Raw genomic sequence first — 24,992 nt, forward strand, 5'->3', positions numbered from 1 at the left:
GATGAAAGCGATCTGGATCTATATCATTTTTGTCTTATCTACACTTTGTGTTGCTGCGCAGACATTACCAGCCGCTGTTTCTGCTGTAGAAATGCAAAAGATTTACGAAGAAGTAAGAACACCTTATAAGTATGGCTTGGTCCAAGTTCCTGAAGATAAAGAACACAAAATGGATTGTCCGACCATCTTTAAAAAAGGAAAGGACTGGTACATGACCTATTTAATTTTTAGCGGTCGTGGTTATGAAACGTGGTTATCGAAAAGTGAGGATTTATTGCATTGGGAGAACCTCGGGAAAATGATGTCATTCAGCGATGTGGGCAATTGGGATGATAACCAAAAGGCCGGGTACAACGCTTTATTAAATACGAAATGGGGCGGGAATTATAAAGTCAAACCGTTTAATGGTAAATACTGGATGTCGTATTTCGGTGGTAAAGAAGAAGGCTACGAAGTAGAACCATTATCCATCGGGATGGCTTACACGACTAAACATCCGTCAGTTGTTCAGGAGTGGAGCCGATTGGATCAGCCAATTTTAAGTTCATTGGATGCTGATGTGCGCTGGTGGGAAAACCGCAATAAACTTTTCAAAAGTACGGTTATTGAAGATAAAAAAAGGTTAACTGGTCATCGTTTTGTGATGTATTACAATGCCGTTGGCGATTCTTTAGCGAATAATAAAAAAACGCGGTGGTACGAGCGAATTGGTATGGCCGTTTCTGAGGATATGATCCATTGGAAGCGTTTCCAAAAAGACCCGGTGGTTCATCATCCTGTCGGGATTACGGGCGATGCTGTTATCCAGCAGATTGGAAGCAATTACGTCATGTTTTATTTCGGTGCTTTCTGGCAAGACAGAAAAGGATCTTTCAATCGTTTTGCAGTCTCCAAAGATTTAATCAACTGGACCGATTGGACGGGTGAAAACCTGATAGAATCATCAGAAACATACGATGAATTGTATGCGCATAAATCTTTTGTATTAAAACATAAAGGTATTGTTTATCACTTTTATTGTGCAGTGAACAAGCAAGACCAACGTGGAATTGCAGTGGCAACATCGAAAGATCTTGGGAAAAGTAAAGTGAATTTTGTTAGCGAAACGAAGAATTAGAAATGAAGAGGCCTCAGTTTACATATAAAATTTTTGGTTTAATACTCTTAGTGTTTATTTCATTAAATTATTGCGAGGCATCAGGCATCGCAACGACGTTCTCCCCTTTATCGTCATTGCGAGGAGGAACGACGAAGCAATCTATCTCTGAAGAACCCCGTACCAGGATTAGCTTCAATAAAGAATGGAAATTCTTTTTAGGTGATGAGCCGGGAGCTAAATCTCCTGCATATACCGATTCAAAATGGCGGAAATTAACTTTACCACACGATTGGAGCATCGAAGGGAAATTCGACGAGAAAAATCCAGCAAAGCCTGAAGGTGGTGGTTTACCCACTGGCATCGGCTGGTATAGGAAAGAATTTAATGCACCTGCAAACTTCGCAAACCGATTAATTACGATAGAATTTGATGGCGTTTATAAAAACAGCCAGGTTTGGATCAATGGAAAATACCTGGGAAAACGTCCTTATGGTTATAGCTCATTCGCTTACGAGATCAGTAAATATTTAAAACCCGGAAAAAACCTCATTTCTGTAAAGGTTGATAATGCTGCCCAGCCAGATTCTCGCTGGTATTCGGGCTCCGGCATTTACCGGAATGTGTGGTTAACCTCCTCCGCGAAAGTTTCTGTTGCGAAATGGGGTACGTTTGTAACGGCAGATCAATCTGGCAAAGTTCAGATCGAAACCCAAATCCAGAATAAAACATTAAAACCTCAATCTGCTGTTTTAGTTCATACCATTTATGATGCCAGTGGAAAATTGGTTTTAAAAACTAAGCCTGCATCCGTTAAAATAGATACCTCAGGCAAAATGATCACGAGCGAAGATCAGATTAAAAATCCAATGCTTTGGTCAGTTACCAACCCGAAGCAATACAAATTGGTTACTCAAATTCTTCAAAACAATAAACTGGTAGATGCTTACGAAACCAAATTTGGCGTTCGTTCTTTCCAATTTGATGCAGAAAAAGGTTTCTCACTGAACGGTAAATCAATGAAAATATTAGGTGTTTGCCTGCATCATGATTTGGGTGCGCTTGGTGCTGCGGTAAACGTTCGTGCCATGGAGCGACAGTTGGAAATCATGAAGGCGATGGGCGTAAACGCAATTCGGACTGCACATAATCCACCAGCACCTGAGTTTTTAGATCTTTGTGATCAAATGGGTTTTCTGGTAATGGATGAAGCTTTTGACATGTGGGCAAAAAAGAAAACCAAAAACGATTACCATTTAAACTTTGCAGAATGGCATAAAAGGGATCTGGAAGATATGGTTGTTCGCGATCGGAATCACCCATCCATCATCCTCTGGAGCATTGGTAATGAAATCCGTGAACAGTTTGATAGCACCGGGATCGCCATTACAAAAGAACTGGTTTCGATGGTTAAAAATCTGGATAAAACCCGTCCGGTAATTTCGGCATTAACAGAAACTGATTCAACTAAAAACTTCATTTATCAGGCAAAAGCACTTGATATTTATGGTTTAAATTATAATCATAAAAAGTATAAAGATTTCACTAAAAATTACCCGGGTGTTAAGTTTTTAGCTACCGAAACCACATCAGCATTGCAAACCAGGGGCTTTTACGACACTGCGGACACCATTCGCCGTTGGCCAAAAGATGGTAAAACAAAATTTATGGAAGGGAATAAGGAATGGTCGGCATCTGCTTACGATAATGTTTCTGCTTATTGGGGTTCTACACATGAAGAAACCTGGAAGGAAGCGAAGAAATATGATCATGTTTCAGGTTTATTTGTCTGGACAGGATTTGATTACCTCGGCGAACCATTGCCTTATCCCTGGCCAGCCAGAAGTTCGTATTTCGGAATTGTTGATTTAGCTGGGTTTCCTAAAGATTCTTACTACATGTACCAAAGCGAATGGACAGATCAGCCCGTGCTTCATATTTTACCACATTGGAATTGGGAACAGGGAAAATCAGTTGAGGTTTGGGCCTATTACAACAATGCCGATGAAGTGGAACTGTACCTGAATGGAAAGTCTTTAGGTAAAAAATCGAAGCAAAATGATGATTTACATGTGCTTTGGAAGGTAAATTTCGAGCCAGGAACATTGAAGGCTATATCCCGTAAAAACGGAAAAGATGTTTTAACGACTGCAGTAAAAACTGCCGGAATACCTGCAAAGATTGAACTGGTAGCCGATAGAAGTAAAATCAAAGCTGATGGCAAGGATTTATCCTTTATCACCGTTAAGATTTTAGATGCAGCCGGAAATGTCGTGCCGAATGCCGATAACTTAGTTGATTTTAAGGTGGAGGGAAGTGGATTCATCGCTGGTGTGGATAATGGCTTTCAGGCGAGTTTGGAGCCCTTTAAAGCCAATTACCGAAAGGCATTTCATGGTTTATGTTTGGCCATATTGCGGTCAACAGAGAAAGCAGGGATGATTAAGCTAACAGCAACTTCTGCTGGTTTGGCTTCCTCATCAATTACAGTTAATACGGTTAAATTATGATGATGGTTATAATACATGCGACTTACACCTGGCGACTATCAGTTGGTGTTAGTTATAAGATGGTCGGTGAGACACCGACCATTAGAGTAGAGGGGTTTCTATCGGTTGGTGTCTCACCGACCGAAATTAGCTGTAAAGATGGTTGGTGGAGACACCAACCATTAGCGTCATTGCGAGAAGGAACGACGAAGCAATCTCATTCAGCAAATCGGATGAGCAATATGGTCGGTGGAGACACCGACCATTAGGATAGTAATCAGAGTATCTATCGGTTGGTGTCTCACCAACCGAAATAAATATGGCGGGTGGAAACACCAATCATTAGGGAAATAGTTTTGTCATTCTGAGGAACGAAGAATCTACAACCTACGAGAACAGGCTCTGCCATGGCAGTAGCTAACGTTAGGATGGTATAGGATGGGTTGGAGATTCTTCGCTACGTTCAGAATGACAGAAATAAATAAAAAATAATAAAGTGGAGAAGACAATTAACTTAAAAGGAATAACCTGGAACCACAGTCGTGGGCTTTTGCCGATGGTAGCAACTGCGCAGCGATTTTCTGAACTTTATCCAAATGTTCATATCACCTGGGAGAAAAGAAGTTTGCAGCAATTTGCTGATTTTTCAATTCAGGAACTGGCAGAACAATTTGATTTATTAGTAATTGACCATCCCTGGGCAGGTTTTGCAGCTAAAACAAAATCAATTGTGCCTCTGGATTTTTATCTTTCAGATGATTATTTGAAAGACCAGGAACGGAATTCCGTCGGTCAATCTTATGAGAGTTATTTTTACGACGAACATTTGTGGGCTTTACCAATAGATGCAGCAACGCCTGTGGCAGCCTCAAGACCGGATTTATTCACTGAAAAAAACTTACAATTGCCCCAATCTTTTGAAGATATATTAGCACTTGCAGACAGAAGTTTGGTTGCTTTCGCTGGTATTCCGATTGATGTTTTAATGAACTTCTACACACTGTGCTGCTCATTAGGCGAAGATCCTTGCCAAAATGATAGCGAAGTTATTTCAACAGAAACTGGTGTCAAAGCTTTACAAATGTATCGCGAACTGGCTTCAAAAATAGACCCTGCCAATTTCAATAGAAATCCCATTCAGGTTTATGAAGCCATGACATTAACCGATGAAATTGCCTATTGTCCATTTGCTTACGGCTATTCAAATTATTCGAGAACCGGCTATGCACGTAAGGTGCTGCATTTCCACGATATGATTTCACTCGATGGGCAAACCAATTTGAGAAGCACGCTAGGTGGAACAGGGTTAGCCATTTCCTCTAAATGTGAAGAGCTGAATATTGCTGCGAAATATGTGGAGTTTGTAGGTTCTCCGGTATGTCAATCCACTTTGTTTTTTGAAAGTGGTGGTCAGCCGGGGCATTTAACCGCCTGGAAAAACGATGAAGTAAACCGCCAGAGCAAAAACTATTTTTTAAATACTTTGCCAGCTTTACAACGGGCATTCCTCCGCCCGCGGTACCATGGTTCCATGTATTTTCAAGACCATGCAGGCGATGTGGTGCGAAATTATTTAATGAACGGTGGAGATGAGAAACATGTTTTATTAGCTATGAATGAATTATATCAGAAATCTAAAAGTTTAGTGTTATCATGAACAGGCCATTAGAAGGACTTTTGGTTTTAGAGTTTTGCCAGTTTCTGGCAGGGCCTTCAGCTGGATTAAAACTGGCCGATTTAGGTGCACGTGTAATCAAAATTGAACGTCCAAATACAGGAGATGCTTGTCGTCAATTATCTATCAAAAACCTTTTTGTGGATGAGGATAGCTTGCTTTTTCATACCATCAACCGAAATAAAGAAAGTTATGCTGCAGATCTAAAAAATCCGGAAGATTTAGAAAAGTTAAAAAAGCTCATCAGCAAGGCAGATGTGATGACACATAATTTTCGCCCCGGTGTAATGGAAAAAATCGGCCTTGATTATACAAGCGTTCAAAATATCAACCCAAAAATTATTTACGGAATGGTTACGGGCTATGGTAAGGAGGGGCCATGGAAGAATAAACCGGGTCAGGATTTATTGGTGCAAGCCGTTTCAGGCTTAACATTTTTATCCGGAGTGGATACAGACGGACCTGTTCCTTTTGGTCTGTCAGTTTCTGATATCATGTGTGGGAACCATTTGGCACAAGGTATTATGGCTGCTTTAATCAAAAGAGCGAAAACGGGTAAGGGTGTTTTGGTGGAAGTCAGTTTACTCGAATCTATCCTCGATGTGCAATTTGAAGTGCTGACCACTTATTTAAATGATGGCGGAAAACTACCCGATCGGAGCGGTGCAAAAGGCAGTGCGCATGCATACTTAAGTGCACCTTATGGCATGTACGAAACAAAAGACGGTTATATAGCAATGGCGATGGGAAATCTGCCTAACATTTGTGCGATCATCAACTGTAATATCTCCGATTTATATGTGGAAGCAGGTTCGGCATTCGAAAATCGTGATAAATTAATCGTGCGTTTAGCAGAGACCTTTAAAAAGCAAAACACAAAAAACTGGGTTGATCTTTTAGAAAGTCATGGGATCTGGTGTGCTGAAGTCTTAAATTATCAAACTGCCACAAACTTAAGTACCTATAAAAAACTGGAAATTGAGCAGGAGCTGAACTTAGGTGATGGCAAAAAAATGAAGACAACGGTAAGTCCGATTCGTTTAGATCATGAAAAGTTGTTTGCATCTAAGGCAGCGCCAAAATTAGGCTTGAATACCGCTGATATTAATAACGAATTTGAATTGAGTTAGGATCTTGTTAGTCGGGATCTGTAATCCCGACTTTTCATTCTGAGGATTTAAAATCCTCAATTAACAAGGTCAAGAAAATATTCCTGACCAACAAAAAAATAATAAATATAACCATGAAACCGCTTGAAGATTATTTAATTATCGATTTCAGTCAGTTCCTTTCAGGACCGTCTGCAAGCTTGCGTTTAGCCGATATGGGTGCCCGTGTCATCAAAATTGAACGTTCAGGTATCGGCGATATTTGCCGTACACTTTACACCTCCAACCTGATTATGAATGGCGAATCGTCTGTTTTTCATGCCATCAATAGAAATAAAGAAAGTTTTGAAGTCGATTTAAAGAACGAGGCAGATTGTGAAATGGTTCGCGAGCTGCTTAAAAAAGCAGATGTAATGATCCATAACTTTCGTCCGGGTGTGATGGAGCGCTTAGGTTTTGATTATCAATCGGTAATCGCATTAAATCCCACCATAATTTATGGCGAAATATCTGGCTACGGAACGGAAGGCGAATGGCGAAACAAACCTGGTCAGGATTTGCTTTTACAATCGGTTACTGGTTTAACATCTCTTACCGGCAATGCCGACAGCGGACCAGTGGCAATGGGATTATCTATTGTAGATATGCTGGCAGGTGCCCATTTAGCACAAGGTTTATTGGCCTGTCTTTACCGCAAGGCGATCAAAAATGAAGGTGGTTTTGTGCAGGTAAGCATGATGGAATCGGCTTATGATTTCCAGTTTGAAACGATCACAACTTTTATGAATGATGGGGGAGAATTGCCTCAACGATCAGAAAAGAATAATGCAAATGCTTATCTGGGTGCACCTTATGGGATTTATCAAACCGAAAATGGATACCTGGCATTGGCGATGGGTTCTATTCCACAGCTCGGTAATTTGCTGGGATGCGATAAACTTTTGGATTATGAAGCGATCGAAGAAGCATTCGACAAACGGGATGAGATTAAAGCAATTTTAGCAGATCACTTAAGCACAGAAACAACAGAAACATGGCTTTCAAGGCTAGAACCTGCAGATATTTGGTGTGCAGATGTGTTAAATTGGAATGCATTAATGGATCATGATGGCTTCAAAGTGTTGAATATGATTCAGGAAGTGGAGATGATTGATGGTTATCGATATAAAACTACCAGATGTCCGATTCGGATTGATGGAGAATTATTAACTTCGACAAAAGGTTCTCCAAAACTGGGCCAGGACAACGAGCGCATTATAAAAGAATTTATTACACAGAAAACTACTGCAAATGTCTAACCAAGCCGATACTTTTAGAATAGCTGTACGTAAATTCGGTCCTTTTGAAACTGCGATGCAGAAATTCTGGGATCAATACTGTGCAATTTCCGGCTGTGATCTGAAATTAGAAATGGTTATCATGGATTTGCATGAACTTTACGAGAGCACTATTACCCATAAAGGTTTAGCAAATGGCGATTTTGATATTGCCCATATCAATACCGATTGGGTTTACGAAGGATATTTGAACAATGCTTTCGAATTACTCAATCCCTATATCAATACTAAAAAGCCCGTAGATTTTCCAAATGGATGGAGTAAATCGCTTTTATCGCTGCAACGTTTCGGATGGGAAGTGGTCGGTTTACCATTTCACGATGGACCAGAATGCTTGATCTATAGAACAGATTTGTTCGAAAGTGAGACTGAAAAAGCCAACTATTTACAGCAATTCGGAAAAGCCCTGGAAGTACCCAAAACATGGGAAGATTTTCATCAGGTAGCACATTTTTTCAATCGCCCTGCAGATCATTTGTACGGAAGTATTTTTGCCTGTTATCCCGATGGACATAATACCGTTTTTGATTTTTGCCTACAACTTTGGACAAGAGGAGGTACCCTGGTTGATCAATCAGGGAATATTCAGATTCATTCGCAAGCTGCTGTAGATGGATTAGATTTTTACCGGATTATGGTAAATGATGAAACTGCTGTTCACCCAAAATCTGCAGCGTTCGACTCTGTTCTGGCAGGAATTGCTTTCTCACAGGGCGAAGCCGCTATGATGATTAACTGGTTTGGTTTTGCTGCGATGTGTGAGGTGGATGCAAATTCTAAAGTTAAAGGTAATGTTGGTGTGGAATTATTGCCTGCAACTATCGGAAAAGAATCAGCCTCTTTAAATGTTTATTGGCTTTATACCATTGCTAAAGGAAGTAAAAACAAAAATCTGGCTTATGATTTTTTGAGGTTCGTCACCGACGTTGAGCAAGATAAACGGCTTACATTCGAAGGCGGAATCGGGTGCCGGATCTCTACCTGGAAGGATGCGGAGGTGAATGAAATTATTCCCTATTACCACAAGTTAGAACAATTACACGAGGTGGCCAATATGCTTCCTCAACATAAAAACTGGACTTTAATTGCTAAAGTAATTGATGAAATGGTTTTGAAGGCGATCAATACTGACGAGGAATCTTCGGTCTTAATTGAACAGGCGCAAAATCAAATTAATAAATTGAATTAAATGAGTATTGAAATTAAATATCAACCAGCATTACCCGAAACTAAGCAGCCCATCATCATCATTGGGGCGGGTGGAATTGTAGCTGATGCACATCTTCCGGCTTACAAAATTGCTGGTTTTGATGTTTTTGGGATTGTAAACAGAACCAAAGAGCGGGCGCAAAAACTGGCTGATGCTTTTGGCATTCCAAATGTGTTTAATACTGTTGCAGAAGCAGTGGCAGCAGCACCTCAGCATACGGTATATGACTTGACCATCATGCCAGAGCAATACCTGGAAACCTTAAAACAGTTGCCCGATGGAAGCGCAGTGTTGATTCAAAAGCCAATGGGCGATGATTTTGCACAAGCAAATGAAATTCTGGAACTATGCAGAACAAAGAATTTAAAGGCTGCAATTAATTTTCAATTGCGATTTGCACCCTTTGTAAGTGCAGCAAGATTTCTGATCGAGAGCGGCTCGATTGGTGAGCTATATGATATGGAAGTTCGTGTCACGATTAAAACACCATGGGAGATATTTCCACATGTGATGATTCATCCGCGTTTGGAAATACAATACCATAGCATTCATTATGTTGATCTTATTCGTTCATTTTTAGGAAATCCACAAACAGTATTGGCGAAGACCTTGAAGCATCCTGCAAAGGCGCTATCTTCATCCCGGTCTACCATTTTGATGGATTATGGCGACACGATGCATGCTGTAATCAACACCAATCACGATCATGATTTTGGTCCGGATCATCAGGAAAGTTATATCAAATGGGAGGGAACAAAAGGTGCAATTGTAGCAAAAATTGGCTTACTAATGGATTATCCTCATGGCGTGCCTGATGTTTTTGAATACTGTATCGTAGAAGATGGAAAAACACCGGAATGGCAAACGGTTAAATTAGAGGGTTCATGGTTTCCTGAAGCTTTTATTGGCACAATGGCGAACTTAATGCGATATAACGAAGGCTCGACTGCTATTTTAAATACCGATGTTGAAGATGTGATACAAACCATGGCGGTTGTAGAAAGCGCCTATCAATCGAGTGATATTGGAGGGGTAAAGGTTAATCATGAATAGAAAAATCGTCATTGCGAGGAGGAACGACGAAGCAATCTGTTTATAAGAGGGATTGCTTCGTTTCGAAGAAGAATCGAAAACTCGCAATGACGGAATTATAATTAAAAAAAATAAAATGTATTTCAAATCAACATTTTTTGAAGATTATCAATTGGAAGATAAACGGGTAACCTTAGGTCGCACCATTACCGAAACCGATTTTGTGGTTCATGCAGGTCATACGGGCGATTTCTTTCCGCACCACATGGATGCAGAATGGTGTGCCACCCAACCCTTCAAACAACGAATTGCTCATGGAACGATGATTTTTAGCATCGGCATTGGACTAACCGCATCAGAAATTAATCCTGAAGCGATGTCTAAGGGTTATGATAAACTGCGTTTTGTAAAACCTGTTTTTATCGGCGATACCATTCATTCGGAAATTACAATATCAGAAAAAGGAGAGAGCAAAAGACCAGAATACGGAACCGTAACAGAACACGTCGAAATTATTAACCAGTATGGAGAAGTTGTTTTAGTCTGCGACCATCTCCTGGTAGTTAAAAAAGTTCATTAGTTCAATGGTCAATAGTTCATTGGTCTGGATGCCTATAGCGATAGTTTTAATAAAATAATTGTTATACTTAATATATAACTAACCAATCGGAATGAACTACTGACGAAAGAACGACTAGGCAACTGGTCTGAACTAATGACCAATGACTAATGACCAATGACTAATGAACCAATGACCAATAAACCAAAAAAAAACCAAATATAATGAACCACAACACACATCCAGAAATCATAACAGAGGGCGATCCCTCATCCGGAAAAAAGTATTTATTGCCATTTATTCTCGTAGTGAGTCTGTTTTTCCTTTGGGGAATGGCGCACAACCTCGATTCTATATTAATTCCACATTTAAAGAAAGCGTGTAATTTAAATAACCAACAATCTACGTTGATTGATACCTCCGTGTTCTTCGCTTACTTCATCATGGCGATTCCGGCTGGAATTATCTTGAAGAAATGGGGTTACAAAGCCACAATGATTGCAGGTTTATTAGCCTTTGCTTTTGGCGCATTTTTATTTGTTCCTGCCGCAAACAACCTATCGTATGCTACATTTTTGATTGCACTTTTTATCATTGGTTGTGGTTTAACCATGCTCGAAACTTCTGCAAACCCTTATGCAGCAATCCTTGGCGATCCGGCGAAAGCCACAAGCAGATTAAATTTAGCCGCTTCATTTAATGGATTAGCCGCTATGGTTGCGCCTGTAATTGGTGGCTTGTTCATTCTTTCTGGCAAATCGCATACTAAAGAAGAATTGGCAGCAATGACTGAATCGAGCAGAAACAGTTATTTTCTGGAAGAAGCCGCATCAGTAAAAACGCCTTACATTACATTGGGTATTATTTTGTTGGTTATCGCAGTGATCTTTTACTTTATTCACCTGCCGGAGATTAAAACGAAAAGCGTAGATGGGGAGGCAAAAGGTAGTTTCTTTGGTGCATTACGCCATAAACATTTAAGATGGGCGGTAGTTGCGCAGTTTTTCTATGTTGGTGCACAGGTTTGTGTAACGAGCTTTTTTATCAGAATGGCGCAGCAAGGTGGTGGATTTGATGAAAAAACAGCGGCCTCATATCTAGCCATCTATGGATTTTTATTCACCGCTGGGCGTTTCGCCGGAACGGCCTTACTCCAATTTATAGCTTCAAATAAGTTATTAGCCATTTATGCGGTTATTTCTGTTTTACTATGCTTAGTGGCAATATTAGGACAAGGTTCTTATGTAGTTTATGCTTTAGGAGCTATCGGCTTTTTTATGTCAATCATGTTCCCAACCATCTTCGCATTAGGAATTGAAGGCATTGGGGAAGATACCAAACCTGGTTCCTCCTGGTTAATCATGTCAATTGTTGGCGGTGCTATTTTACCATTTGGCATGGGAACGATGATTGACCAGTATGGCGATAATATTCAGATCGGATATAGCATTCCTTTGGTATGTTTTATCATCGTTCTTTACTTCGCACTAAGAGGATATAAAGTGGCGCATAAATAAATTAATAGTAATTGCGCGGAGGACGATAAAACCAACCCTCTCAATGACGAAAAAAAATCAAAATGAAACCAACGTTTAGTAAAATCTTCTTGTTCTTTCTGCTTTGCGCTTTTAGCTTTAAGCTTAATGCACAACAAAACGAAAATGCAAAGCCTTGGGTATTTTGGTATTGGGTAAAGGGTGCGGTTTCTAAAGCCGGCATTACAGCAGATTTAGAAGCCATGAAAACCAACGGAATTGGCGGAGCATATTTGATGAGTATTCAGGGGCCAGATAAAACACCAATTTACACACCTCCTGTAGTTCAGCTTACGCCAGAATGGTGGCAAATGGTGGAGTTTGCGATGAATGAAGCTAAGCGTTTAGGCTTGAAGCTCGGCATGCACGTAAGCGATGGTTTTGCGCTTGCTGGTGGTCCTTGGATTACACCCGAATTGTCTATGCAAAAAGTGGTTTGGTCAAAGATAAGTATCAGTAGCAAAGTACTTAAAATTATTCTACCTCAACCAGAACATAAAGAAAATTATTATCGGGATATTGCAGTTTATGCCTATCCATCGCCACCTGGCGAAAGCATCACTACACGTACCGTAATTCCAAAAATCACGGCAAGCAATGGTGCTGATGCGACAGGTTTGGTTCAGCCAGGAAATAAGAAAAACTTCGGTTCAAATGAGCCATGCTATGTTCAATATGAATTTGAAAAGCCTTTCACTTGCAGAACAGTAACCATAAAAGTTAGCGGAAATAATTATCAGGCCCAACGTTTAGCCATCAAAGTGAGCAATGATGGAAAAACTTATCGCTCCATTGGACGTTTAGAAGCACCACGTCACGGTTGGCAAGATACAGATGAAGATGTTACGCATTCCATCGAGCCAACAACTGCCAGATTCTTCAGGTTTATTTATGATAAAAAAGGCGCTGAACCTGGTGCAGAAGATTTAGACGCAGCAAAGTGGAAACCATCTTTAAAATTAGTAAACCTGGAAATATCCTCAGAAGCAAGAATCAATCAATTTGAAGGTAAGAATGGCTCCGTTTGGCGGGTAAGTAAAAGAAGTACCGAACAGCAAATCACTCCGGAATTATGTGTTCCGCTGAATAAAGTCATTAACCTAACGGATAAATTAAATCCTGATGGAACATTAAATTGGAAAGCACCAGAAGGAAACTGGACGATTTTAAGGGTAGGACATACTTCTACAGGGCATACGAATGCTACAGGTGGCGGCGGAATAGGTTTAGAATGTGATAAATTTAATCCTGAAGCTGTTAAATTGCAGTTTGATAGCTGGTACGGCGAAGCATTGAAGCATGGTGGGCAAGAAATTGTTCAGAAAGTATTAAGTGTTTTTCACGTAGATAGCTGGGAATGTGGCAGCCAGAATTGGTCGCCAGTGTTTAAAGACGAGTTTTTAAAGCGCAGGGGATACGATTTAACGCCTTATTTACCCATCATGACGGGTTTGCCTTTGGAAAGTGCAAAGGTATCTGAAGATTTTTTATATGATGTAAGAAAAACAATCTCCGACTTAGTAGTTGATCAGTTTTATAAAACACTCGCTGGATTGGCAAAAGCGAAGGGTGTTACGTTCACTGCGGAAAGCATTGCACCCACGATGATGAGCGATGGTTTAATGCATTATAAAACCGTTGATGTACCGATGGGCGAATTCTGGTTAAATAGCCCAACACATGATAAACCAAATGATATGCTCGATGCCATTTCTGGTGCACATATCTACGGCAAAAATATCATTCAGGCAGAGGCTTTTACCACGGTTCGGATGGATTGGAATGAAAGTCCGGGGAATATGAAAACCTTGCAGGATCGGAATTATGCACTTGGCATTAATAAACTGGTTTATCATGTTTTTACACATAACCCCTGGATTGATCGAAAGCCTGGAATGACATTAGATGGCGTAGGCTTGTATTTTCAGCGCAATCAAACCTGGTGGAAACAGGGGAAGGCTTGGATAGAATACGCAGAACGCACTCAAAATTTACTCCAACAGGGCAAACCAGTTGTCGATATCGCCGTTTTTACGGGTGAAGAATTACCTCGCCGTTCAGTTTTACCCGATCGTTTGGTAGAAACCTTGCCAGGTATTTTTGGGCAAGACATAGTTGAGTCTGAGCAGAAGCGTTTAGCAAATGTTGGTGAGCCATTGCGGCAGATTCCTGCAGGTGTAACGCATTCAGCAAACATGGCTGACCCGGGAAATTGGGTGAATCCACTTCGGGGTTATGCTTATGATAGTTTCAATCCGGATGTGTTGAGCACAGCCACTGTAAAAAATGGTGATGTGGTTTTTGAAAGTGGCGCTACCTACAAGATTTTGGTTTTTACTGGTGCGCTAAAGTTAAATCCAAACCATCAATACATCAGTTATGAAACAGTAAAAAAGCTTGCTGATTTAATTAAAGCAGGAGCTAAAGTGATCATAGCAGATAAACCACTATATCAATCTGGCTTAAAGCAAGTTGATCAGGTTATTTTTGATAATTTAGTGGAAGAGATTTGGGGTGGAAACTTCGATTCATTTAAAAGTGGTGGGAAACCTATTTATCTCAAGAAACTGGGTTTAGGACATGTTTTTAGGGCGCCATTTGAAGGAAATGATTTTACCAGTTTGGGTTTGGAAAAGGATTTAGATATAGTTGAAATCCCATCAGTGCCTAGTTCTACAATTCTACCGTCCAGGCAGATAACTTTCGCACATAGAAAAGACACTAGTTCAGATGTTTACTTTATATCAAATCAAGCGAACCAGGATCGTGAATTTAATTTTTCCTTCAGGATTAGTGGCAGAATTCCTCAAATCTATAATGCAATAACCAACGATACGTTAGCGCTTAAAAGTTGGTCGATTAAAGACGGCAAAACTAATTTTAATTTGAGATTGCCAGCAAACGGTTCAACTCTCGTGATTTTTAAAGAAAAGACAAATTTAACTCAATTAAACCTTGGCGCTAATTCAAGTATATTCAAGCGTGTGCTTGATATTTCTAAAAACTGGCAGGCTAAATTCGATACCAATTACGCTGGCCCGTCAAAGCCGGTAATTTTTAAAGAACTAACCGATTGGACAAAAAATGCGGATAGCTTGGTGAAATACTATTCCGGAACAGCTGTTTACACCAGAAACTTTAGTTTCAAAGGAAATACAAATGAAAAAATCTGGATTGATTTAGGTGAATTTTCTAGCATTGCTGAAGTGAAAATTAATGGTATAGATTGCGGCACCTTATGGACGGCTCCGCATCGCCTTGAAATTAGTAAAGCCATTAAAAGAGGCGAAAATGAAATTATTATAGAAGTGACAAACACCTGGGCTAATCGTTTAATTGGAGATGGTAAATTACCAGAAAATAAAAGACTTACCAAAACTACTGCTCCGTTCCGCTTAGCAGATAAACCTTTAAATCCTGCCGGATTATTGGGGCCAGTAGTGATACAAGTTGAAGAGTAAATAAGAATTTAATATGTCAAATAAATGAAAAAGATAATCGTATTGAATACTGGTTTTAATTCAAACTATGGTCTACGCTCAACAATTTTCAATTTAAAAATTAATATAATGATAAAAAAGCTACCTCATGCGACCGAGAATTTTGTCCTTCATACTTTACGACTTCAGATATGCGCAGATCGTTTTAAAGTAGCCACCGAAACCATAGTTTCAAATATGTAGGTAATTTATAACGATCTTCGGAGATGTCTGTCTGGTTGCCGGTAAGTAGGTAAATAAATAATCGTTATTGCGAGGCATTTATGATATAGAACTATGAGGGGAATTCTCCTCTTTTGTAGGGGTGCCTGAAAGGCGGGGTGTTATAGACTCCATATAAAAAATAAGCCAGCATGAAATTGGATTTCAGCTGTTAGCAAATGATAAGAAAAATGAAACTAAAACTTCTCATATTTTTAAACCTTACCTGCTGCATCATCGCATCGGCAACGGTTAAACCCGCATCCATTTTTACCGATCACATGGTGCTGCAGCAGCAAAGTGAAGTGGCCGTTTGGGGTTGGGCAAAACCTTCTTCCAACGTGAGAATAGAAACGTCCTGGAATAAAAAGACCTATAAGGTAACAAGCGATCAGGATGGTAAGTGGCGGGTAAAAGTATCTACTCCTATAGCTGGCGGACCATACGAAATGAAATTAGACGATGGCGAAGAGTTGGTATTAAAAGATATTCTGATCGGTGAGGTATGGTTCTGTGGCGGACAATCCAACATGGAAATGCCAATGAAGGGCTTTAAGAGTCAGCCAATTATAGGTTCGGCAGAGGCAATTTTAAAATCTACAAACCAAAATATCAGACTGTATACCGTCCCACGTTCATCTATTACAGAAAAACAAGACAATAGCAAAGCTTCTCAATGGAAATTGGCCGAACCCGAGGCGGTTTCAAATTTCAGTGCGACAGGTTACTTTTTCGGGAAGCTGCTCAGCGAAGTATTAGCCGTTCCAATTGGAATCATCAATGATAGTTATGGTGGCTCTACAATTGAAGCCTGGATGTCGCCGGAAGATTTAAAACCTTTTCCTGAAATCAAAATCCCTTCAAAAGGTGATTTAATTAAAGAAGTGAGTCGTACGCCAACCACTTTGTACAATGGTATGCTTTATCCGGTAATTGGTTATGGCATAAAGGGAGCCATCTGGTACCAGGGCGAATCCAATTTCGAAAGGCCAGACCGATACGAAGACTTCTTCCCGGCAATGGTTTCCAGCTGGAGGCAACATTGGGCTATTGGAGAATTTCCTTTCTACTATGCGCAAATCGCACCTTTCAGTTATAATTATTCAACTGTTGGTAAAGGAACAAAAATTAACAATTCGGCCTTCATTAGGGATGCACAACGGAAGTCTTTATCAAAAATTCCATATGCCGGCATGGCCGTGCTACTGGATATCGGCGAAGAAAATTCCATCCACCCGGCCAATAAAAAACAAGGTGGTGAACGCTTAGCCTACCTGGCATTGGCACAAACTTATGGAATAAAAGGATTTGGCGGTGTAAGCCCAGCATATGAATCGGTCACGATTGAGAAAAATGAAGCCATTGTCAAATTTCAGAACGTTCCAAATGGCATCACATCTTTTGGGAAACCACTTTCGTTATTTGAAATCGCTGGTGCGGATCAGAAATTTTATCCTGCGAAAGCAGTTATAAAAGGAAGCAGTGTAACGGTTTCAGCTATGGAAGTAAAAGTTCCGGTGGCTGTTCGCTACGCTTTCAAAGATTTTGTAAATGGCGATTTATTTGGGAACGATGGTTTGCCCGTGTCCTCTTTCCGTACCGATAATTGGGATAATTGATAATGGGTTTTACCAGAAAGATCTACATTGATAAAATGACACATGGAAAACCATGTATTTTAGCTAGAAACTTTTATGCTCTAATATGTCTTACATGGTCAAAATTTTTAAATTGATAATGGGTTTAACAGGAAAGATCTACATTGCCACAAAGGCACATGGAACACCAAGCATCTTAGCTAGGAACCAATATGTTCTTATATGTCTTATATGGTCAAAATTTTAAATTGATAATGGGTTTTATCGGAAAGATTTACATTGCCACAAAGGCACATGGAACACCAAGCATCTTGGCTAGGAACCTATATGTTCTTATATGTCTTATATGGTCAAAATTTTAAATTGATAATGGGTTTTACCAGAAAGATCTACATTGCCACAAAGGCACATGGAACGCCAAGCATCTTAGCTACGAACCTATATGTTCTTATCTGTCTTATATGGTCAAAATTTTTAAATCCATTATTAGTTGCACTTAGGTTTCTAAGGTGGTCATCTATTTTGATTGTATCATTATTAATCACAACAGCACAATCACAAGAAAACGTAACGTGGATTACCCAGAGCCATAACTCATCAGAATCAATGCCAGTAGGCGGTGGTGATATTGGCCTAAACCTTTGGGTAGAAAAAGGCGAGGTTTACTTGTATCTATCGCAAAGTGGCACCTTTGATGAAAATAATACCTTGCTTAAACTTGGTCGTGTAAAACTAAAATTAAGCCCAAACCCATTCGAAGGGAAAACATTTAAACAGGAACTGATTTTAAACGATGGTTATGCCCAAATTTCAGGTTCAAATGGCAAATTAAACACTCAAATTAAGATTTGGGTTGATGTTTTTAATCCTGTTATTCATCTTGATATTAAATCCAATCAGAAAATAACTACTGAAGCAAGTTATGAAAGCTGGCGTTTTGAAGATCGGATTACAAAAGGGAAGGAGAATAATCAAAATTCCTACAAATGGGCACCACAGGGTATAATAAAAACCTTTAAAGACGAAATTGGCTTCAAAGGAAATACTATTCAATTCTATCATCAAAATAAACCTGAAACCGTTTTTGATGTTGCCGTAAAACAACAAGGATTAGAAGATAGAAAAACAGAATTATTTAATCCCTTAAAACACTTAATTTTTGGCGGTTCATTACGCGGCGACAAAATGATTCCTGCTGGAAATTATTCAGGAACGTATTTGAATACACCATTTCAAGGCTGGACATTAAAGAGCAAATCGCCAACAAAATCTGAGCAAATTACCATTCGCTTAAATACCAGTACAACATCGGTTCAGGCTTGGGAAAAGGAAATAAATGCAATTAAACCTGCGGTAAGTCAAAAGGCTAGTATTAAATGGTGGAACGATTACTGGAAAAAAAGTTTTATTTATATCAGTTCAAAAGATGAAACGGCGAATCAATCATCAAAAAACTATCAATTATTCCGGTATATGCTGGGCTGCAATGCCTTTGGAAAATATCCAACCAAATTCAATGGCGGTTTATTTACTTTCGATCCTCAACTTACAGATTCTACATTAAAGTATACACCCGATTTTAGAAACTGGGGTGGAGGAACACACACTGCTCAAAACCAGCGTTTGGTATATTGGCCAATGCTAAAAAGTGGCGATTTTGAGCTGATGGAACCGCAGTTCGATTTTTACCTCAAACTGCTCAAGAATGCAGAAATCAGAACGGAAGCGGCTTGGGGGCATAAGGGTGCCAGTTTTACCGAACAGTTAGAGAATTTTGGTTTGCCAAATCCTGCAGAATATGGATGGAAACGTCCAACAGACTATAACAAGGGTCTGGAATACAATGCCTGGTTGGAATACGAATGGGATACCGTTTTAGAATTTTGTATGATGATCTTGGAAACCGAACGATATGATCATCAAAATATTGATAAATATCTTCCTTTGATCGAAAGCTCGCTCACCTTTTTTAAGGGACATTATACCCAGCTAGCCAAGCAAAGAGGGGCAAAATCGCTTGATGGAAACGGTCATTTGGTTTTATATCCGGGGTCTGGTGCCGAAACCTATAAAATGGCATACAATTCTACCTCCACCATTTCGGCTTTGAAAACAGTGCTGAAGCAGTTGATCGAATATCCATCCTTGCCCGACAGTAAAAAGAAAGAGTGGACTGAAATGCTTCAGACGATTCCTCCGATTAGTTTTAGCCAGTTCGATGGACATACCACCATTTCCCCTGCAAAAGTTTGGGAGCGCATCAATAATACAGAAAGTCCGCAGTTATACCCGGTTTATCCTTGGGGAATTTACGGCATCGGCAAACCTGGACTGGATACGGCCATCAATACATTTAAATATGATACCGATGTACTCAAATTTAGAAGTTACGTAGGATGGAAACAAGATAATATTTTCGCAGCTAGATTAGGTTTAACCGAAGAAGCCGCCAAGCTTACCACCTTAAAACTTAAAGATTCGGGAAGAAGGTTTCCGGCTTTCTGGGGACCGGGTTTCGACTGGACGCCTGATCACAACTGGGGTGGCTCGGGAATGATTGGTTTACAGGAAATGTTAATGCAAGTAGATGGAAAAAAGATTTATCTGTTTCCTGCGTGGCCTAAAGATTGGGATGTACATTTCAAACTTTATGCGCCATACCAAACCACAGTTGAAGGAACGCTAAAAGATGGTAAACTAATTGATTTGAAAGTATTGCCAGAAGCGAGAAAAGTAGATGTAAAAGTAATGATAGAGTAATGGAATGAGAGATTGACTGAATGATAGATTGATTGAATAATAGAATGATTTAATGGAGATTGATAGAATTAGAGATTTGATAGAACGTTCACTCATTCAAAATTCACTCATTCAAAACTCACTCATTCATTAATTCAAAATTCACTCACTAATTAAAAAAAGACATGGATTTAAATTTAAAAGAAAAAGTTATTGTGATTACCGGCGCTGCAAAAGGCATTGGCCGAAGCATTGCAGAGGTGTTTGCCAAAGAGCATGCAATTGCGGTTATCGTGGGTAGAAAACCGGAAGACAATGAAAAAGTCGTTGCGGCCATTAAAGAAAGCGGTGGCCAGGCAGCTCAGTTTGTTGCTGAATTATCAAACCCTGAAGATTGTAAAAATGTAATCGCGGCCATTATTAAAAAGTTTGGTCGGATTGATGGATTGGTCAATAATGCTGGTGTGAACGATGGTGTAGGCTTAGAAAACGGTAATTATGAAGATTTTATGGCCTCGTTGCATAAAAATATGGTTCATTATTATCTGATGGCTCATCATACCTTGCCTGAATTAATTAAAAGCAAAGGCGCAATTGTAAATATCACTTCTAAAACTGCCGAAACCGGACAAGGAAATACCTCGGCTTATGCCGCTGCGAATGGTGGAAGAAATGCCTTAACCCGCGAGTGGGCAGTTGAATTATTAAAATATGGCATCCGCGTAAATGCAGTGGTAGTGGCAGAATGCTGGACCCCAGCCTATGAAACCTGGATTGAAACTTTGCCAGATGCCCAAGCGAAGCTGGATGAAATTACTTCTAAAATTCCATTCGAAAACCGAATGACTACAGCAGAAGAAATCGCCAACATGACAGCATTTTTATTGTCAGATAAATCGAGCCATACCACCGGACAAATTATTCATGTTGATGGCGGCTATGTGCATTTAGACAGGGCTTTGGCAAACGCATAATAGAGAATATAGAATGAGTAAATGGCTATGCAATTGCTTTAAACATTCTCTCATTCAAAACTTAAACATTCTTTCATTCAAAATTCACTAATTCAAAATTCAATCATTCTCTCATTCAAAACAAATGAAAACCCTTACCTGCACCACACCCGGAACCTTCGAATATTCAGAAACTGAAAAACCTGAACTTAAAAAAGACCACGCCATTATAAAAATTAAACGTATCGGGATCTGTGGAACTGATTTACATGCTTTTGAAGGTACTCAGCCTTTCTTCAATTATCCACGGGTTTTAGGTCACGAGCTTTCCGGAGAATTGGTAGAAGCAGATGGTGCCGAAGGTTTCCAAATAGGAGAGGCTGTTACTTTTATCCCTTACTTCAATTGTGGAGAATGTATTGCCTGCCGCATGAATAAGCCAAACTGCTGTGTGAAAATGCAGGTTTGTGGAGTGCATGTAGATGGTGGAATGCGGGAGTATCTGCAGGTGCCTTCGCGGACGCTTTTACATGGCGAAGGATTGAGTTATGATGAACTGGCTTTAGTAGAGCCTTTGGCCATAGGTGCGCATGGTGTCCGCAGAGCTGATGTTCAACCTGGCGAATTTGTTTTAGTTATTGGCGCTGGTCCTATTGGTTTAGGTACAATGGAGTTTGCCCGAATTGCCGGAGGAAAGGTAATTGCGCTGGATATCAATGATGATCGCCTGGCTTTTTGTAAAGAAAAACTTGGCGTTGTTCATACCATTAATGCACAATCAGTAGATGTAGCAGAGCAGTTAAGTCAGATCACCAATGGCGATATGCCTACAGTAGTCATTGATGCCACGGGAAATCAAAAAGCGATTAACAATGCCATTAATTATATGGCGCATGGAGCTAGGTTCGTGCTGATTGGCTTGCAAAAAGGTGATCTGATTTTTAATCATCCCGAATTCCATAAAAGAGAATCTACTTTAATGAGCAGCAGAAATGCCAATATCGAAGATTTTGAACATGTAATTAAATCCATGAAAGCAGGTTTAGTGAAACCCACCACTTATATCACGCACCAGGTAAAATTTGAGGAAGTAAAGGATGAATTTAAAAATTGGTTAGACCCGAAGAATGGTGTAATTAAAGCGATGGTTAATATGGCAAATTAAACTTTAGCCATACTTTTACCGTGGGCGTCATGCTGAATTCATTTCAGCATCTATTAAACACTTCTCTATTGGTTGGTCTCTCACCAACCAAATCATAAAGACTTACGAAGTTTAGATGGGTTTGTGAAGTGGCAAAACTTCGTCAGTCTGAAGATCATTTTGGAAACTTTCGAAGTTCTTCCTGCGCTCAGCCTTTGAAACTTCGCAAGTTGAATAAGACTCTCTATTGATTGGTGTTTCACCAACCACTTTATGATAATCTGCAAATCTGCGGCCCCGTTTTCATAAGATGGAGACTAAAAACTTAGCCGATCTGAAGATGCTTTTGCCTTTGAACAAAACATTTATCTATATTTTAAAATATTTATATTTGCTATTGTTAATATGAGTTCAAAAACGATAATACCAATTCAACATGAAAATAGGCGACAAAGTTTCAATCTCTCCCCAAGTAACTGATCGATCTGATTGGATTAATGGAACTATCAAAGAAATAGAAGAAAATCCTTTTGCTGGTATCGTTATTACAGCAGAATCTGAAGATGGTGAAGTATTTTTTGAAAAAGAAGATCTTTTTAGGCTTTTAAGTAAAGAAGCATGTACGCATTAAGTTTTGATATGACTATCGCTGATTTGAAAAAAGAATATGGCGAGAAATATCATAGTGCTTATGTCGAAATAAAAAATCATTTAAATAAAAATGGTTTTTATTGGATTCAAGGCAGTACTTATGTTACAGAAGGGAATTTAACTGCAGTTTATAAAGCCATTAATATTCTATCTAATATTGATTGGTTCAAAAAATCAGTAAGAGATATTAGAGTATTTAAGATAGAAGATTTTTCAGATTTTACTGCTATTGTGAAGGGCTAGTCTTTGAGACTCTCTATTGGTTGGTGTCTCACCAACCAAATTATAATCTGCGAATCTGCTGCCCCGCTTTAAAAAATAAAAGCCGATAATTTATAAAACTATCGGCTTTAAGATTGGAAAGTTTATTGTGAATTATTTATAAGCAACCTCATTCCAATGCAATTCATTTCTGAATTGATTGATTTTAGTATCAGCACCAATGTTGATATATTCCAAACCAGCAATATTTGCAAAATCTGATAAATGTTCTGTCGTTAAATTCTGACTATAAGCCGTATGGTGTGCACCACCAGCATAGATCCATGCCGCACAACCAGTTTTCATATCAGGAAGCGGTTTCCAAAGCACACGCGCAACAGGTAAGTTTGGTAAATCATGCTCTGCTTCAACAGCAGTCACTTCATTCACCAACAAACGGAAACGATTGCCCATGTCAATTAAAGAAGCATTTAGAGCATCGCCGCTACCTACGTTGAAAACCAAACGAGCAGGGTCAGCTTTGCCACCAATACCTAAAGGATGAACCTCTAAACTCGCTTTGCCATTCGCCAAAGATGCATCTACCTCAAGCATGTGCGATCCTAAAACCATTGAATTTGATGGGTCGAAATGGTAAGTATAATCTTCCATAAAAGCATTGCCTCCAGGTAAACCAGCGCCCATTACTTTACAAGCGCGAACCAAAGCAGCTGTTTTCCAGTCACCTTCACCAGCGAAGCCATAACCATCGGCCATTAAACGTTGCGCAGCGATACCCGGTAACTGAATCATACCATGTAAATCCTCAAAAGTATCAGAGAAGCCTTTGAAACCACCATCTACCAGGAATTTTCTTAAGCCCAGTTCGATTTTTGCAGCATCATAAACAGATTGATGTCTGGCACCACCAGCTTTCAAATCATCGGCCATGTGGTACGTTTCTTCGTATTCCTTCAATAAATCCTGAACAGAAGCTTCATCTATCGCGTTAATTACAGCCACTAAATCACCTATGCCATAAGTATTTACCGCGAAGCCAAATTTCATTTCTGCTTCAACTTTATCACCATCGGTTACGGCAACATAACGCATATTATCACCAAAACGAGCAAATTTAGCACCTTGCCAATCGTTCCATCCGGCAGCAGCTCTGCACCAGGTATCAATTTGTTTGGCTACTTCTTCATCTTGCCAGTGTCCAACCACTACTTTACGATCTTTACGCATGCGGGTCACCATGAAACCAAATTCACGGTCACCATGTGCACTTTGATTTAAGTTCATGAAATCCATATCGATGGTATTCCAAGGAATATCACGGTTGAATTGCGTGTGTAAATGAAGCAATGGTTTCTGCAAAACATTTAAACCCCTGATCCACATTTTAGCAGGAGAGAAGGTGTGCATCCAGGTGATTACACCAATGCAATTTTCATCGATATTGGCTTGTTGTAAGGTTTCGAAAATTTCTTCAGTCGTTTTTACAATCGGTTTGTAAACTACCGAAACGGAGATATTTCCATTTTTGTTTAAAGATTCTGCTACTTCCTGTGCATGATCCGCCACTTGTTTTAAGGTTTCCTCACCGTACAAATGTTGTGTACCAGTGATAAACCAAACTTGTAATTTTTTTAAATCAATCATTATTTACTTTATTTAAATACTAATATTTTTATTTTCCGTCATTGCTTCAATCGATTTTTCATCGGTTGAAGCAATCTCATTTGAAAGATTATTTGATCGAATTAGATTGCTTTGTCGTACCTCTCCGATAAATCGGAGCTGGCTCTCGCAATGACGATGGGTGGAGACTCTTAACTCCCAACTCCATCAATTGCTCTTCAAATAGCATTTACTAAATGAGGTTGCTTCGCCGTTCCTCCTCGCAATGACGATGGGTGGAGACTCCAAACTCATTACTCTCAACTCCCAACTTTCTTAT

17 protein-coding genes are annotated in these 24,992 nt (G+C 39.6%); 16 read left to right on the plus strand and 1 reads right to left on the minus strand.

Going from position 1 to position 24,992, the window contains the following annotated elements; translation table 11 throughout:
- Window position 1: 1 nt before the first annotated feature.
- From EV200_RS19795 to EV200_RS19870, 16 genes are all read left to right on the plus strand, one after another.
- Window positions 2-1,117 carry a glycoside hydrolase family protein gene (locus EV200_RS19795; RefSeq protein ID WP_132535828.1) on the plus strand — a complete coding sequence of 372 codons (1,116 nt, stop codon included), beginning with the start codon at window positions 2-4 and terminating at the stop codon, window positions 1,115-1,117.
- A 50-nt stretch (window positions 1,118-1,167) separates the two neighbouring features.
- Window positions 1,168-3,606, plus strand: coding sequence for a beta-galactosidase GalB (galB, locus tag EV200_RS19800; protein WP_229676755.1), 2,439 nt, complete (start codon window positions 1,168-1,170; stop codon window positions 3,604-3,606).
- Window positions 3,607-4,081: 475 nt separating this feature from the next.
- The gene (locus tag EV200_RS19805; RefSeq protein WP_132535832.1) at window positions 4,082-5,242 is read left to right on the plus strand and encodes an ABC transporter substrate-binding protein; all 1,161 of its coding nucleotides are present in this window, start codon (window positions 4,082-4,084) and stop codon (window positions 5,240-5,242) included.
- Window positions 5,239-6,390, plus strand: a complete 1,152-nt coding sequence (locus EV200_RS19810) for a CaiB/BaiF CoA transferase family protein (RefSeq protein ID WP_132535834.1) — start codon at window positions 5,239-5,241, stop codon at window positions 6,388-6,390. The genes EV200_RS19805 and EV200_RS19810 overlap by 4 nt, the downstream gene beginning before the upstream one ends.
- Window positions 6,391-6,503: 113 nt before the next feature.
- The gene (locus EV200_RS19815; RefSeq protein ID WP_132535836.1) at window positions 6,504-7,667 is read left to right on the plus strand and encodes a CaiB/BaiF CoA transferase family protein; all 1,164 of its coding nucleotides are present in this window, start codon (window positions 6,504-6,506) and stop codon (window positions 7,665-7,667) included.
- Complete coding sequence (locus EV200_RS19820) at window positions 7,660-8,895, plus strand: extracellular solute-binding protein (RefSeq protein ID WP_132535838.1); 1,236 nt, start codon at window positions 7,660-7,662, stop codon at window positions 8,893-8,895. The genes EV200_RS19815 and EV200_RS19820 overlap by 8 nt, the downstream gene beginning before the upstream one ends.
- Window positions 8,896-9,969, plus strand: a complete 1,074-nt coding sequence (locus tag EV200_RS19825) for a Gfo/Idh/MocA family protein (RefSeq protein ID WP_132535840.1) — start codon at window positions 8,896-8,898, stop codon at window positions 9,967-9,969.
- Window positions 9,970-10,084: 115 nt separating this feature from the next.
- Entirely contained in the window at window positions 10,085-10,528 is a 444-nt protein-coding gene (locus EV200_RS19830; RefSeq protein ID WP_132535842.1) for a MaoC/PaaZ C-terminal domain-containing protein, read from the plus strand.
- Between the two features lie 203 nt (window positions 10,529-10,731).
- Complete coding sequence (gene fucP, locus EV200_RS19835; protein WP_132535844.1) at window positions 10,732-12,024, plus strand: L-fucose:H+ symporter permease; 1,293 nt, start codon at window positions 10,732-10,734, stop codon at window positions 12,022-12,024.
- 62 nt (window positions 12,025-12,086) lie between these two features.
- Entirely contained in the window at window positions 12,087-15,503 is a 3,417-nt protein-coding gene (locus EV200_RS19840; RefSeq protein WP_132535846.1) for a glycosyl hydrolase, read from the plus strand.
- Window positions 15,504-15,934: 431 nt separating this feature from the next.
- Window positions 15,935-17,362: a sialate O-acetylesterase gene (locus EV200_RS19845; protein WP_132535848.1), complete on the plus strand. Its 1,428-nt coding sequence runs from the start codon at window positions 15,935-15,937 to the stop codon at window positions 17,360-17,362.
- A gap of 501 nt (window positions 17,363-17,863) precedes the next feature.
- Window positions 17,864-20,101, plus strand: coding sequence for a DUF5703 domain-containing protein (locus EV200_RS19850; protein WP_208864582.1), 2,238 nt, complete (start codon window positions 17,864-17,866; stop codon window positions 20,099-20,101).
- A gap of 164 nt (window positions 20,102-20,265) precedes the next feature.
- Window positions 20,266-21,054 (plus strand): L-fucose dehydrogenase, encoded by a 789-nt coding sequence (locus EV200_RS19855; protein ID WP_132535850.1) that lies wholly within the window; start codon window positions 20,266-20,268, stop codon window positions 21,052-21,054.
- 124 nt (window positions 21,055-21,178) lie between these two features.
- Window positions 21,179-22,198 (plus strand): zinc-binding alcohol dehydrogenase family protein, encoded by a 1,020-nt coding sequence (locus tag EV200_RS19860; RefSeq protein WP_132535852.1) that lies wholly within the window; start codon window positions 21,179-21,181, stop codon window positions 22,196-22,198.
- Between the two features lie 415 nt (window positions 22,199-22,613).
- Window positions 22,614-22,808, plus strand: a complete 195-nt coding sequence (locus tag EV200_RS19865; RefSeq protein WP_132535854.1) for a transcriptional regulator — start codon at window positions 22,614-22,616, stop codon at window positions 22,806-22,808.
- Complete coding sequence (locus EV200_RS19870; protein WP_132535856.1) at window positions 22,796-23,071, plus strand: hypothetical protein; 276 nt, start codon at window positions 22,796-22,798, stop codon at window positions 23,069-23,071. Before EV200_RS19865 ends, EV200_RS19870 begins: the two co-directional genes overlap by 13 nt.
- 132 nt (window positions 23,072-23,203) lie before the next feature.
- Here the strand turns inward: EV200_RS19870 and araA are convergent, their stop codons facing one another.
- Window positions 23,204-24,694, minus strand: coding sequence for an L-arabinose isomerase (gene araA, locus EV200_RS19875; protein WP_132535858.1), 1,491 nt, complete (start codon window positions 24,692-24,694; stop codon window positions 23,204-23,206).
- Window positions 24,695-24,992 lie beyond the last annotated feature (298 nt).

Origin of the sequence: Pedobacter psychrotolerans, from assembly GCF_004340665.1 — a bacterium.
In the GTDB taxonomy this organism is placed as follows: Bacteria; Bacteroidota; Bacteroidia; order Sphingobacteriales; family Sphingobacteriaceae; genus Pedobacter; species Pedobacter psychrotolerans.